This window comes from Janthinobacterium rivuli (assembly GCF_029690045.1).
Classification (GTDB): Bacteria; Pseudomonadota; Gammaproteobacteria; order Burkholderiales; family Burkholderiaceae_D; genus Janthinobacterium; species Janthinobacterium rivuli.
Window position 1 is genome coordinate 5,517,224 of the sequence record NZ_CP121464.1, and the last position, 12,779, is coordinate 5,530,002.

Consider the following 12,779-nt stretch of genomic DNA (forward strand, 5'->3'; position numbering starts at 1 on the left):
GGCGGCTCAGGCGGTAGGCACCGCCGCGCGGCCGCTGCGATGCTGCACGATGATCAGGCCGGCGAGCAGCAGCAAGGGCACGGCCAGCGCCACGAAGCCGAAGGCCAGGTAGGCAAAGGCGGCGGCGATGGCGCCGAGGGCGAAGGCTGCCAGCGGCCAGAAGAACTTGCCGCAGCGCGCATGGGTGGCGGCATCGGCCGCGCCGCGCAGCACGTCGACGGTATCGATGACGATCTGCGTCACGTTCCCCGTCATCATGGAGGTGGGCGCCAGGTGCGCCAGCAGCAGCCGGCTGGTGGCGCTGTGCACGCCCATGGCGGCCGTGCCCAGCAAGCCTGCCACCATGGCCATGGAACTGACGTCCTTGCCGATCGGCTCGGCCAGGATGCCAAACACCATGAAGCCGGCCAGCAAGGCCCACTGCAGCAACATGGCCAGGGTCAGCGACGGGCCGGCGCGGCGCTCGACGGCCAGCACCATCAGGCGTGTGATGGCGACGCCGGCGATAAAGGCGGGAAAAGCGAGAAACTTCAGCAGGATGGACACGCGCGAGGCATCCGCCAGGGCGGCGCCGATCAGCACGAAGTTGCCCGTGACATGGGCTGTAAACAAGCCAAACAGGGCAATAAAACCCAGGGTATCGACATATCCGGCTAAAAATCCCAGGCTGGTGCCGAACAAGCGGCTGTGTGGTGGCTGATCCATCGAATGACTCCTGATACCGTGCAATGCACTAAAAAAACAAAAAACGCGCCAGCTCCCCGGCGCCGCTGCCTGCATGGTAAGCCATGCGGCCGGCCGCCGCCCCCGCCATTCGGCCAGTGCGCCACGCTCCACCTGATCTTTTGGCCCGTGTTCAGGCGCGGGACGTCCGCTACACTGGCCGACGTGACTTTCGCGCCGCGCACGCCGGCCCTCCCCGCACCGCAACCATGGAGCTGCACCATGCCAGAACACACCCTCCCCGCCGCCGCCCCCTTGATACTGCTCAACGGCTGCTTCCATACCGTCGATAAAAGCTGCCCGCAAGCGAGCGCGGTGGCCATCGCCGACGGCAAATTCCTCGCCGTCGGCGACGCAGACGACGTCATGCGCCACCGCACGCCCGACAGCCGCGTGATCGATCTGGGTGGCCGCACCGTGATTCCCGGCCTGAACGACTCGCACCTGCACCTGATCCGCGGCGGCTTGAACTACAACCTGGAATTGCGCTGGGAAGGCGTGCCCTCGCTGGCCGACGCCCTGCGCATGCTGAAAGAGCAAGCCTTGCGCACGCCGAACCCGCAGTGGGTGCGCGTGGTGGGCGGCTGGAACGAATTCCAGTTCGCGGAAAAGCGCATGCCTACCCTCGATGAAATCAACGCGGCCGCGCCCGACACGCCCGTCTTCATCCTGCACCTGTACGACCGCGCCCTGCTGAACCGCGCCGCCCTGCGCGTGGTCGGCTACGACAAGAATACGCCGAACCCGCCCGGCGGCGAAATCGTGCGCGACGCTGCCGGCAACCCCACGGGCATGCTGATCGCCCGTCCAAACGCCATGATTTTATATGCGACCCTGGCCAAGGGTCCAACCCTGCCGCGCGAATTGCAAGTCAATTCCACGCGCCAGTTCATGCGCGAACTCAATCGCCTGGGCCTGACCAGCGCCATCGACGCGGGCGGCGGCTTCCAGAATTATCCGGAAGACTACGCGGTGGTCGATCAACTGGCAAGCGAAGGGCAGCTGACGATACGCATCGCCTACAACCTGTTCACGCAAAACAAGGGCCGCGAGCTGGAAGACTTTGAAAAATGGACGGAGATGGTCACGCCGGGCCAGGGCGACGATTACTATCGTCATAACGGCGCCGGCGAAATGCTGGTGTTTTCCGCCGCCGACTTCGAAGATTTCCTCGAGCCGCGCCCGGACCTGGCGCCCGGCATGGACGACGAACTGGAAAAAGTCGTGCGCCACCTGGTGTCGAAACGCTGGCCCTTCCGCCTGCACGCCACCTATGACGAATCGATAGAGCGCATGCTGACGGTATTTGAAAAGGTCAACCGCGATATCCCGTTCGACGGCCTGCACTGGATGTTCGACCACTGCGAAACCATCACGCCGAAAAACATCGACCGGGTCAAGGCGCTGGGCGGCGGCATCGCCATCCAGCACCGCATGGCCTTCCAGGGCGAATACTTCGTCGACCGCTACGGCGCGGAAGCGGCCAAGGCCACGCCGCCGATCGCGCGCATGCTTGCCTCTGGCGTGCCAGTGGGCGGCGGCACCGATGCCACCCGGGTCGCCAGCTACAACCCGTGGACGGCGCTGTACTGGCTGGTGTCGGGCCGCACCGTGGGCGGCTTGCGCCTGTACGACGCGGGCAGCCGTTTGTCGCGCGACACGGCGCTGGAACTATGGACGGCGGGCAGCGCCTGGTTCTCCAGCGAGCAAGGCAAGAAGGGGCGCATCCAGGAAGGCATGCTGGCCGACCTGGCCGTGCTGAGCGCGGACTTTTTCAGCATCGATGAAGAAGCGATCAAGTCGATCGAGTCCGTGCTTACCATCGTCGGCGGCAAGATCGTCTACGGCCAGGCGGAATTTACCAAGCTGGCGCCGCCACCGATTCCCGTGCTGCCCGATTGGTCACCCGTGAAAAACGTGGCCGGCCACTACCGCTCTGCGCCGCCGCAAAAGACCAGCGTCATGCAGCAGCACCAGTGCCAGGGCGCCTGCGGCGTACACGCCCACGCGCACGACGTGGCGCGCAAGAGCTCCGTGCCCGTCTCCAGCCACTCCGGCTTCTGGGGCGCGCTGGGATGCAGCTGCTTTGCGTTCTGAGGTGCGTATGGCGCGCGTGTTTTCATGCGCCGCCGGTGCCCTGGCACTGGCGGCAGCCATGCCCGCCGCGGCACAGGACAATGTGCAGCTGTATGGCCGCCTGAACGTGGCGCTCGAAGCGCTGCATGGTGGTGGCAGCGGCGACAGCGTGCAGCGCGTCTCCAACAACCGTTCGGTACTCGGTTTTCGCGGCAGCGAAGACCTGGGCGGCGGCTGGCAGGCGCTGTTCCAGGTCGAGGGCACCTTGGCGCCCGACACGGGCGCGGGCGCCATCGCCGCGCGCGACACGCGTGTCGGCATTGCCGGGCCGTGGGGCACGCTGTTTGCCGGTAACTGGACCCTGCCCTACAACAGCGCCACCTCCGCGCTCGACCCGTTCTACCCCACCACGGCCGGCTACATGAGCCTGATGGGCAATGGCGCGGGCGCCACCGAAAGCAATACCAGCAACGCGTACTCGTTCGACCGGCGCCAGCAAAACAGCGTGCATTACTGGACACCGCAGTGGCAGGGCTGGTCGCTGCGCGTGGCGCGCGGCATGGCGGAAGAACGGCCGGCCAGCGGCGCGCATCCCGCGCTGACGTCGGCCGCCCTGCTCTACGACGGCGGCGCCCTGTACGCCAGCCTGGCGCAGGAAGAGCACCACGACTACCAGGGACGCGGGCTCTCCGACCGTGGCAGCAAGCTGGCCCTGGCATGGAGGATAGACAGCGCCACGCAGCTGGCGGTGGCAGTGGAAAGCCTGCGCTATGCCACGGCGACGGGCGATCTGCGCCGCCGCACGGCGTATGTCTCGGCCACGCGCCAGTTCGGCCGCCACGGCCTGCGCTTCGGCCTGGCCCACGCGCAAAGCGCCACCGGCAGCGCGCTGGAAACCATCGGCACCGTGCGCGCCGGCAGCGGTACGGGCGCCACCCACGCCACCATCGGCTACGACTACCAGCTGTCGAAACGCAGCAGCCTGTATGCCTACTACACGCGCCTGGCCAACGGCCATAACGGCATCGCCGGCTTTGCAATCAACAGCCTGGGACGCGATGGGGAAACGAAAGGCGCCACCTTGTCGGGCGTGGCGCTGGGTATCAAACACAACTTCTGAAGCACCACTTCTGAGTCGCGGTTTTCGTGGACAGCCCTGCGCGCGGCGCGTACAGTCTTCGTTCCGCAACCAGGGCAGGCATCTGCGAACAGACACCATGAAGCGAGCATCAGCGCCAGCACTCAGCGACTGGGTCAGGTGCGCCGAACCGGTACAGGGAATCGAACGCATCGAAGCGTGGTTCCAAGGCAAGGCCTATGCCATGCACCGCCACGACACCTACGCCATCGGCCGCACGCTGGCCGGCGTGCAGCGTTTCAGCTATCGCCGCGGCCAGCGCGACAGCCTGCCCGGCAATACCATGATCCTGCATCCCGACGAGGCGCACGATGGCCAGGCGGGTACCGACGCCGGCTTCCGTTACCGCATGCTGTATATCGAACCGGCGCTGTTCCAGGACGTGCTGGGCGGACGCGCGCTGCCCTTCATCGAAGGCGGCGTGTCGACCGATCCCCGCCTGGCGGCGGCCACCTGCGCCCTGCTGCCGCACGACGGCCACCCGCTCGAAGCGCTGGAGCAGAGCGAGGCGCTGGCCGAACTGGCGCATGCGCTGGCGGCGGCGGCCGGCACGCCGGCGCAGCGTCCAAAAGGCGACTTCCTGGCGGCGCGACGCGCGCGCGACTACTTGCAGGCGCACTGCACGCGCGCCGTCACCCTGGCGGAACTCGAAGCGGCGACGGGACGCGACCGCTGGAGCCTGTCGCACGACTTTCGCGTCTTCTATGGCACCAGCCCATACCGCTATCTGACGATGCGGCGCCTGGAGATGGTGCGGCGCCTGCTGCTGGCTGGCAGCACGCTCGCCTCGGCCGCCATGGCCGCGGGCTTTGCCGACCAGAGCCACATGACGCGGCATTTCTTGAAAACCCATGGAATCACGCCCGGCCGCTGGCTGCGTTACGCCGGCGGCGCCAGCACGCGCTGAAAACACCCACGATCGTTCAATACGGCCGGCAAGCAGCTGCGTATTCTGGCTGCATCGCCACTTGAACGGAGCACAGCATGCCAGACACCACCACTACCACCACCACGCGCGGCCAGGGCCGGTCCATCGACCTGGCAGGCAAGATAGCCCTGATCGACGGGCACTGGCAGCCGCGCGTCATCGCCGAAATGAACGACTACCAATTCAAGGTCGTCAAGGTACTCGGTCAATTCCAGTGGCACCGGCACGCCGATACGGACGAAACCTTCATCGTGCTGGAAGGCGAATTGCGCATCGCCCTGCGCGGCCCTGGCTACGCGGAAGGCCACGCCATCGTGCTGCGCGCCGGCCAGATGGCGGTGGTGCCTCGTGGCGTCGAACATAAACCGTCCGCCCTTGCCGAAGCCAGGCTGCTGCTGATCGAGCCGCGCGGCGTGGTCAATACGGGCGACGGCGACGCGGATGAGCGCACTGTGCAGAACGATCAGTGGATATGACGCCGGAAGGATGACAAAAAACAAAAAACCCGCCGACTTTTGCAAGTCAAGCGGGTTTTCTGATGAAACTTGGTGCCGTTGGCCGGAATCGAACTGGCGACCTTCACATTACGAATGTGCTGCTCTACCAACTGAGCTACAACGGCGAAGACCCACATTCTACAAACAATGCACAAAATTTGCTAGTGTCAACGCGAACTTTTTTGCATTTTTTTGGCGGCCCGGCTGCGGGCCGCTAAAAATCATGGAAAAGTGCGGCTTTTATTCCGCGTGGTAAGCCGTGACGCGGGCCACTTCGTCTTTTGAACCGAGGAAGACGGGCACGCGCTGGTGCAGCTTGTGCGGGGCGATGTCCATGATGCGCTGCTGGCCGTCGGTGGCGGCGCCGCCCGCTTGCTCGACGATGAAGGCCATCGGGTTCGCTTCGTACATCAGGCGCAGCTTGCCCGGCATCGAGGTGTCGCGCAGGTCGGCCGGGTACATGAAGATGCCGCCGCGGTTCAGGATGCGGTGCACGTCAGCTACCATTGAGGCGATCCAGCGCATGTTGAAGTTGGTGCCGCGCGGGCCCGTGTCGCCGGCCAGCAGTTCATCGACATAGCGTTTCACGGGCGGATGCCAGTGGCGCGCGTTCGACATGTTGATGGCGAATTCTTTCGTCGTCGGCGGAATCTGCATATTGCTTTGCGTGAGGACCCACGAACCCATTTCGCGGTCCAGGGTGAAGCAGTTCACGCCATTGCCGAAGGTCAGCACCAGCATGGTTTGCGGGCCGTACACGGCGTAGCCGGCCGCCACTTGCTTGCTGCCTGCCTGCATGAAGTCCTGCTCCGTCGGCTGACCCATGCCGTCCGGCGCCTTCAGTACCGAGAAGATGGTGCCGATCGAGACGTTGACGTCGATGTTCGACGAGCCATCGAGTGGGTCGAACAACAGCATGTATTCGCCCTTCGGATAGCGGTTCGGGATCGGGTGGATCGATTCCATCTCTTCCGACGCCATGGCAGCCAGGTGGCCGCCCCATTCGTTCGCTTCCAGCAGGATCTCGTTGGAGATGATGTCGAGTTTTTTCTGTACTTCGCCCTGCACGTTTTCCGTGTCGGCCGTGCCCAGCACTTCGCCCAGCGCGCCCTTGCCGACGGCGTGGCTGATGGTTTTGCAGGCGCGCGCAACGACTTCGATCAGCAGGCGCAGTTCGGCCGGAATGCTGTTGTTCGAGCGCTGCTCTTCGACCAGGTATTGCGTAAGACTGATGCGTTTCATGAAACCCCTTAGTTAGTGTTTTAAATACGTCTCGTGCGGTGATTGTCGGCTTACGCGCCGTTGGCGCTAAGCCGACCTACGAAATCATGACGCCGTGTAGGTCGGATTAGCCCGCAGGGCGTAATCCGACATGCCATCAATTCGCCAATGCCTTGGAAACGACTTCCATCACGTCGTTCGACAAGCTGGCCTGGCCGGCGACTTTTTCCAGCGCGTCGCGCATGTGGCTTTGCAGCGCCGGCACGTAACGGCGCCAGCGGTCCATGGAGCGCGCCAGGCGGGCCGCCACTTGCGGGTTCAGGGCGTCGAGCGCGATCACTTGTTCGGCCCAGAAGGCGTAGCCGCTGCCATCTGCCGCATGGAATTGCGACGGATTGCCGTTGGTGAAATTGAAGATCAGGCTGCGCGCGCGGTTCGGATTTTTCAAGGTGAAGGCCGGATGCGTCATCAGCTGGCGCACGGCTTGCACGTCGGTCGTTGGCGCGGCAGCCTGCATGGCGAACCACTTGTCGACCACCAGCGCCTCGTTCTCGAAATCGCTATAGAAGCTGGTCAGCGCCGCCTGCGCGTGCGGCTGCGAACCCGAATGGATCAAGGCGCCCAGGGCCGCGGCGCGGTCCGTCATATTGCCGGCATTGTCGAACTGCAGACGCGCCAGATCCAGTTCCGCCGCTTCGGGTGCGATCAGCAGATACGACAGCGCCAGGTTTTTCAGCGCGCGCTTGCCGGCCGACAGGGCGTCCGGACTGTAGTCGCCCGGCGTCTGGTTGGCGTGGTATTGCGCCAGCAGTTCGGGCTTCAGGGCTGCGGCAATCGTGCGGCGCATGAACTGGCGCGCCGCGTGGATCGCTTGCGGATCGACTTGCGCCATGCGCTCGGCGATGATGGTTTCCGACGGCAGGATCAGCGCCAGCTCGCGGAAGGCGGGATCGAGCGTGTCGTCGGCCAGCAAGGCGCGCTGCGCTGCGATGAAGGTGTCGTCCAGCGCAAGGGTCTCGCCGGCGGCCACGGCACCGGTCAGTTTCAGCAGACGTTCCATGGCCAGGCGCTGGCCAGCTTCCCAGCGGTTGACCGGGTCGCTGTCGTGGCGGAACAGGTGCAGCAGTTCGGCGTCGGTATAGGCGTATTCCAGCACCACGGGCGCGGAAAAGTCGCGCAGCAGCGACGGCACGGGCGCTTCCATCACATTCGTGAAACGGAAAGTTTGCGACGCCTGCGTCAATTCCAGCACGACGCTGGTGGCGCCGTTCGAGGCCACACCATCGACGTACAGCGGCAGGTCGCCGCCGTCCGCTGCCAGCAAGCCGACGGTGACGGGAATGTGGAATGGCAGTTTTTTCGGCTGGCCCGGCGTGGCGGGGCAGCTTTGCGCCAGGGTCAGCTCGAAGGTCCGGCTGTCCGCGTCATAGCGCGTGGAGGCCTTGACGATGGGCGTGCCGGCCTGGCTGTACCAGCGCTCGAACTGGCTAAAATCGCGGCCATTCGCATCCGCCATGGCGGCGCGGAAGTCGTCACACTGGACGGCCTGGCCATCGTGGCGTTCAAAATACAGGTCCATGCCCTTGCGGAAACCGTCGCGCCCCACCAGGGTCTGATACATGCGCACCACTTCTGCGCCTTTTTCGTAGATCGTGACCGTATAAAAGTTATTGATCTCGACAAAGGAATCAGGACGCACGGGATGCGCCATCGGACCCGCGTCTTCGGGGAACTGCGCCTGGCGCAGGGTGCGCACCTGGTCGATGCGCGTAACGGCGCGGCCCGTGTCCGTGCCGATCATGTCGGCCGAGAATTCCTGGTCGCGGAACACCGTCAAGCCTTCCTTCAGCGACAGCTGGAACCAGTCGCGGCACGTGACCCTGTTGCCGGTCCAGTTGTGGAAGTATTCATGGCCGACCACCGCTTCGATGCCCGCGTAATCGACGTCGGTCGCCACGCGCGAATTGGCCAGCACATACTTGGTATTGAAGATGTTCAAACCCTTGTTTTCCATGGCGCCCATGTTGAAGTCGCCCACGGCAACGATCATGAAGCGGTCCAGGTCCAGCTCCAGGCCGAAGCGTTCCTCGTCCCAGCGAATGGAATTTTTCAGCGACTGCATGGCATAGTCGGTTTTGTCGAGGTTGCCGTCTTCCACCCACACCTGCAGCAGCACTTCGCGGCCCGACTTCAGGGTGTAGCGTTCTTCCTGGCAGACCAGGCGCGCGGCGACCAGCGCGAACAGGTAGGACGGCTTCTTGAACGGGTCTTCCCACTTGGCGTAATGGCGGCCGTCGCCGAGGTCGCCCTCTTCGATCAGGTTACCGTTCGACAGCAGCACCGGATAGTGTTCCTTGTCGGCGCGCAGCATGACCGTGTATTTGGCCATCACGTCCGGGCGGTCCGGGAAGAAGGTGATGCGGCGGAAGCCTTCCGCCTCGCACTGCGTGAAGAAATTATGGTTCGACACGTACAGGCCGGACAGCGAAGTATTGTCCTGCGGCGCCAGCACGGTTTCGATATCGAGCGTAACATCGTCCGGAGCCTTCGGAATGGTCAGCATGCTGGCCGTCAGCTTGTACTGCGACGGCTTCAACACTTTGCCATTCAGGCGCACCATCACCAGTTCGATGTGTTCGCCGTGCAATTCGATGCTGCGGCTGGTGCTGGCCGGGTTGTGGCGCATGTGAATCCGGCTCGCCACCACTGTGCGGGCGGGATCGAGATCGAAACCAAGTTCGACGCTGTCGACCAGGAAGCTGGGCGGCGTGTAATCTTTGCGGTAAATCGTCTGAGGGCTGTCTGTGCGCATAGGGATTTGGGTGGGAGCGGAGGCAAAAGCCTATTTTACCAACACCAGCCTCCGATCGTCGCGATTCAGGCCAGGAATGTTGGATTCCCTTACACGCCGACATGCTCGGTAACATTCTGTAATAATGAATAGAAACAAATAGAACTATTCTTATAATACTAAGCGATGAATTGTGTCTACTATCAGGAGGTCATGCAATGAAACGTTATCTCACCATCATGATGGCCGCATTGACCGTGTTGCTGACCGGATGCGCCACCACCATACGCAGCGATGTGACCGTCTTCCACGAGTGGCCTGCGCAATTGCAGGACAAATCCTATGCATTTGAAGCGCCAGCGGCCGAACACGACACGCTGGAATACCGCAGCTACCAGAACCTGGTGCGCGCGGAACTGGCCAAGCACGGCTTCGGTGAAGCTTCCGGCCCTGCCGCAGCCAATTTGCGCGTGGCGATGCAGTTTTCCACCGTCGACTATCCCGAGCGTGTGCTGCAGGCGTCCGATCCATTCTGGAATGGCCCCGGCTACTGGCCTGGCCGCTACGGCTACCGCTATGGCGCATGGCCAGGCTATGGCCGCTTTGGCTACAACCCCTACTGGTTTGGTCCGCTGGACATGGAAGAAACCGTGCGCCATAAATACGAACGCGAACTGCGCGTGACGATCAATGACCGCAACGGCAAGAAACTGTACGACGTGACCGTACAATCGACCAGCAACAAGCGCGCCACGTCGCAAGTGATGCCGGCCATGGTGGCCAGCGCCTTTGCCGATTTCCCCGGCCAGAGCGGCGTGCCCCGGAAAGTCGAAGTCAAAATCGAATAATCAGGTGGCAATACAAAAAAACCGGCTGGTGCAGCAATGCGCCAGCCGGTTTTTTTCACCTACGAATAATACGCCTCGGCGGCAAAGGTCAGTGCGCCGATCAGGGCCACGGCCAATAACAGCACGATCAGCAGGCGGCCGAATTTCGGCGTGCCGTCACTGCCGCCGCTCATGGCACGATGATGGTCGAGCCGGTCGTCTTGCGCCCTTCCAGGTCCGTGTGCGCCTGGGCGATATTGGCCAGGCTGTAGCGCTGGTTGATCTCGATCTGCACTTCGCCGCTGCTGACGACGCCAAACAGCGAGGTGGCCATCTCTTCCAGGTTGGCGCGGTTCGAGGCATAGCTGAACAGGGCCGGACGCGTAATGAACAGCGAGCCGCGCGAGGCCAGTTCGCTGAGCGTAAACGCCGGCACGGGACCGGAGGCGTTACCGAAGCTGACCATCATGCCCAGCGGCGCCAGGCAATCGAGCGAGCCCGTAAACGTGTCCTTGCCGATGGAATCGTAAACCACCGAGACGCCCTTGCCACCCGTGATTTCGCGCACGCGCTCGACGAAGTTTTCCGTGTTGTAGTTAATGACGTGGGCCGCGCCGTGCGCCTTGGCCAGCGCCACCTTTTCATCGGAGCCGGCCGTGCCGATCAGGTTCACGCCCAGCACTTTCGCCCACTGGCAGGCGATCAGGCCCACGCCGCCCGCGGCCGCATGGAACAGGATGGTGTCGCCCGCCTTCAGCGCAACCGTGCGGTGGAACAGGTATTGCACCGTCAAGCCTTGCAGCATCATGGCGGCGGCCGTATCGAAAGCTATGCGCTCAGGCAACACCAGCAGCAGGGCCGCCGGCAAGTTGCGCTGCTGCGCATACGCGCCATTGATGCGCGCCGCATACGCCACCCGGTCACCCACCTTCACTTCCGTGACGCCCTCGCCCACCGCTTCGACGATGCCCGCGCCCTCGACACCGAGGCCATTGGGCAGCGGCTGCGGGTACAAGCCCGTGCGGAAATACACGTCGATGAAATTGAGGCCGATGGCCTCGTGTTTCACGCGCGCCTCGCCAGGGCCGGGCGGCGGCAGTTCCACGTCCACATACTCCATCACTTCCGGGCCGCCCGTGCGCTGTACGCGGATGGCCTTGGTGGTAATCGTTGCGCTCATGCTATCTCCTCGTGTAGGTGGATCAGGCGGCAGCAACGGCCTGCGCCTGCAATTGCGACAGCACCAGGTGCGCCGACGACAGATTCGTTGCGCACGCCACGTTGTGCACGTCGCAGGCACGCACCAGGGCGTTGATGTCCGGCTCATGCGGCTGCGGCGTCATCGGGTCGCGCAGGAAGATCACGCAATCGATCAAGCCTTCCACCAGCAGCGAGCCGATCTGCAAGTCGCCGCCGAACGGACCGGAATGCTTGCGCTCGACGGACAGGCCCAGCTCATTGATCAGGCGGCCACCCGTGGTGCCCGTGGCCGACAGTTCGCAACCCTTCAAAAAGTCCAGGTATTCGCCCGCCAGGGTAATCATGTCATCTTTTTTCTTGTCGTGGGCAATCAGGGCGATGCGTGTTTTCATGGTGAGGACTTTTCAGTGGGTGGAGGAATTATTTCTTTTTCGACAGCAAGTAAATCCCGGCGAGCACCAGGCTGGTGCCAGCCAGTTGCCAGTTGGTGATCGGTTCATCGAGGATCATGGCGCCCAGGAACAGGGTCGACACGGGGCCGATCATGCCCGCCTGCGACGCGACGGGCGCGCCGATGCGCTCGACGGCGATCATCGTCATGAAGACGGGCATCACGGTGCAAAAGATGCCATTGAGCAAGGACAAGCCATACACGGGCATGGGCTGTATCAGCAGCTCGACGGGGCGCAGGATGAAGAATTGGGCGATGCAGGCAAAGCTGGCCACGCACATCGCGTAGCTGACCAGGCGCATGGAACCGATGCGTTTCACCAGCTCACCGGAACCGAGCAGATACACGGCATACGCGCAGGCCGAGCCCAGCACCAGGGTCGATCCCAGTGCCACATTGCTGGCGCCGCCCTGCAAGTCATGCACGAACACCAGCACGATGCCGCAATACGAGGTCAGCAAGGCCAGCCACTGCAAACGGCTGATGCGCTGCTTGAAGTACACGGTGGTAATCAACAGCACGAAAGTGGGCGTGAGAAACAGGATCAGGCGCTCGAGCCCCACGGAAATATATTGCAGGCCCAGGAAATCCAGATAACTGGACAGGTAGTAGCCGACGAGCCCCAGCCCGACCAGGCGCCAGCGGTCGCTGTTCGACAGCGGCGGCTCCGTGCGCATCTTCCACCAGGCGATGACGGCGAATACGGGCAGCGAGAAGATCATCCTGAAAGCGATCAGGGTGACGGCGTCGATCTGGTAGCGGTACAGCAGCTTGGCGACGATGGCCTTGGTGGAAAACAGCACCGCCCCGCCCACGGCGATGGCCAGGCCACCGAGGTAGACGGAACGGGGAATAGATGGAGGGGTTGCTTGCGGGGAACTGGAGCTCATGCCCAGATTGTAAGGCAAAAGCCAAAGGCGGCTGATA

Annotated in this window: 11 protein-coding genes and 1 tRNA gene; 5 read left to right on the plus strand and 7 right to left on the minus strand. The window is 63.4% G+C overall.

What is annotated here, in order from left to right; genetic code table 11:
* Nucleotides 1-6: 6 nt before the first annotated feature.
* On the minus strand, nt 7-705 hold the full coding sequence (locus tag P9875_RS25015; protein ID WP_278316900.1) for a YoaK family protein: 699 nt from the start codon (nt 703-705) through the stop codon (nt 7-9).
* Nucleotides 706-945: 240 nt separating this feature from the next.
* Between P9875_RS25015 and P9875_RS25020 the strand changes: the two genes are divergently transcribed.
* The 4 genes from P9875_RS25020 (at nt 946) to P9875_RS25035 (ending at nt 5,341) form a co-directional block, all read left to right on the plus strand.
* Nucleotides 946-2,820: an amidohydrolase gene (locus tag P9875_RS25020; protein WP_099402855.1), complete on the plus strand. Its 1,875-nt coding sequence runs from the start codon at nt 946-948 to the stop codon at nt 2,818-2,820.
* A gap of 58 nt (nt 2,821-2,878) precedes the next feature.
* Nucleotides 2,879-3,919 (plus strand): porin, encoded by a 1,041-nt coding sequence (locus tag P9875_RS25025; RefSeq protein WP_423221804.1) that lies wholly within the window; start codon nt 2,879-2,881, stop codon nt 3,917-3,919.
* Between the two features lie 97 nt (nt 3,920-4,016).
* On the plus strand, nt 4,017-4,844 hold the full coding sequence (locus tag P9875_RS25030; RefSeq protein ID WP_099402853.1) for an AraC family transcriptional regulator: 828 nt from the start codon (nt 4,017-4,019) through the stop codon (nt 4,842-4,844).
* Nucleotides 4,845-4,921: 77 nt separating this feature from the next.
* The gene (locus tag P9875_RS25035; protein WP_099402852.1) at nt 4,922-5,341 is read left to right on the plus strand and encodes a cupin domain-containing protein; all 420 of its coding nucleotides are present in this window, start codon (nt 4,922-4,924) and stop codon (nt 5,339-5,341) included.
* A 70-nt stretch (nt 5,342-5,411) separates the two neighbouring features.
* On the opposite strand, the gene P9875_RS25040 is transcribed toward P9875_RS25035, so the two are convergent.
* The 3 genes from P9875_RS25040 to pepN form a co-directional block, all read right to left on the minus strand.
* Nucleotides 5,412-5,487: transfer RNA gene (locus tag P9875_RS25040), tRNA-Thr, on the minus strand.
* A 115-nt stretch (nt 5,488-5,602) separates the two neighbouring features.
* Nucleotides 5,603-6,604, minus strand: a complete 1,002-nt coding sequence (locus P9875_RS25045; RefSeq protein ID WP_034747152.1) for a class 1 fructose-bisphosphatase — start codon at nt 6,602-6,604, stop codon at nt 5,603-5,605.
* A 136-nt stretch (nt 6,605-6,740) separates the two neighbouring features.
* Entirely contained in the window at nt 6,741-9,395 is a 2,655-nt protein-coding gene (gene pepN, locus P9875_RS25050; protein WP_278316901.1) for an aminopeptidase N, read from the minus strand.
* A 197-nt stretch (nt 9,396-9,592) separates the two neighbouring features.
* Between pepN and P9875_RS25055 the strand changes: the two genes are divergently transcribed.
* Complete coding sequence (locus P9875_RS25055; RefSeq protein ID WP_099402850.1) at nt 9,593-10,222, plus strand: DUF4136 domain-containing protein; 630 nt, start codon at nt 9,593-9,595, stop codon at nt 10,220-10,222.
* A 169-nt stretch (nt 10,223-10,391) separates the two neighbouring features.
* Here the strand turns inward: P9875_RS25055 and P9875_RS25060 are convergent, their stop codons facing one another.
* From P9875_RS25060 to P9875_RS25070, 3 genes are read right to left on the minus strand one after another with little or no spacing between them, the layout of a single operon-like run.
* A complete protein-coding gene (locus tag P9875_RS25060) occupies nt 10,392-11,381 on the minus strand; it encodes a quinone oxidoreductase family protein (RefSeq protein WP_099402849.1) in 990 nt (329 codons plus the stop codon).
* A 22-nt stretch (nt 11,382-11,403) separates the two neighbouring features.
* Nucleotides 11,404-11,793: a methylglyoxal synthase gene (locus P9875_RS25065; protein ID WP_225242468.1), complete on the minus strand. Its 390-nt coding sequence runs from the start codon at nt 11,791-11,793 to the stop codon at nt 11,404-11,406.
* Nucleotides 11,794-11,821: 28 nt separating this feature from the next.
* Nucleotides 11,822-12,742, minus strand: coding sequence for a DMT family transporter (locus P9875_RS25070; protein WP_278316902.1), 921 nt, complete (start codon nt 12,740-12,742; stop codon nt 11,822-11,824).
* Nucleotides 12,743-12,779 lie beyond the last annotated feature (37 nt).

Coding starts and splice junctions, on each gene's coding strand:
- P9875_RS25015 (WP_278316900.1), bottom strand. CDS start 705: ATGGATCAGCCACCACACAGCCGCTTGTTCGGCACCAGCCTGGGATTT.
- P9875_RS25020 (WP_099402855.1), top strand. CDS start 946: ATGCCAGAACACACCCTCCCCGCCGCCGCCCCCTTGATACTGCTCAAC.
- P9875_RS25025 (WP_423221804.1), top strand. CDS start 2,879: ATGCCCGCCGCGGCACAGGACAATGTGCAGCTGTATGGCCGCCTGAAC.
- P9875_RS25030 (WP_099402853.1), top strand. CDS start 4,017: ATGAAGCGAGCATCAGCGCCAGCACTCAGCGACTGGGTCAGGTGCGCC.
- P9875_RS25035 (WP_099402852.1), top strand. CDS start 4,922: ATGCCAGACACCACCACTACCACCACCACGCGCGGCCAGGGCCGGTCC.
- P9875_RS25045 (WP_034747152.1), bottom strand. CDS start 6,604: ATGAAACGCATCAGTCTTACGCAATACCTGGTCGAAGAGCAGCGCTCG.
- pepN (WP_278316901.1), bottom strand. CDS start 9,395: ATGCGCACAGACAGCCCTCAGACGATTTACCGCAAAGATTACACGCCG.
- P9875_RS25055 (WP_099402850.1), top strand. CDS start 9,593: ATGAAACGTTATCTCACCATCATGATGGCCGCATTGACCGTGTTGCTG.
- P9875_RS25060 (WP_099402849.1), bottom strand. CDS start 11,381: ATGAGCGCAACGATTACCACCAAGGCCATCCGCGTACAGCGCACGGGC.
- P9875_RS25065 (WP_225242468.1), bottom strand. CDS start 11,793: ATGAAAACACGCATCGCCCTGATTGCCCACGACAAGAAAAAAGATGAC.
- P9875_RS25070 (WP_278316902.1), bottom strand. CDS start 12,742: ATGAGCTCCAGTTCCCCGCAAGCAACCCCTCCATCTATTCCCCGTTCC.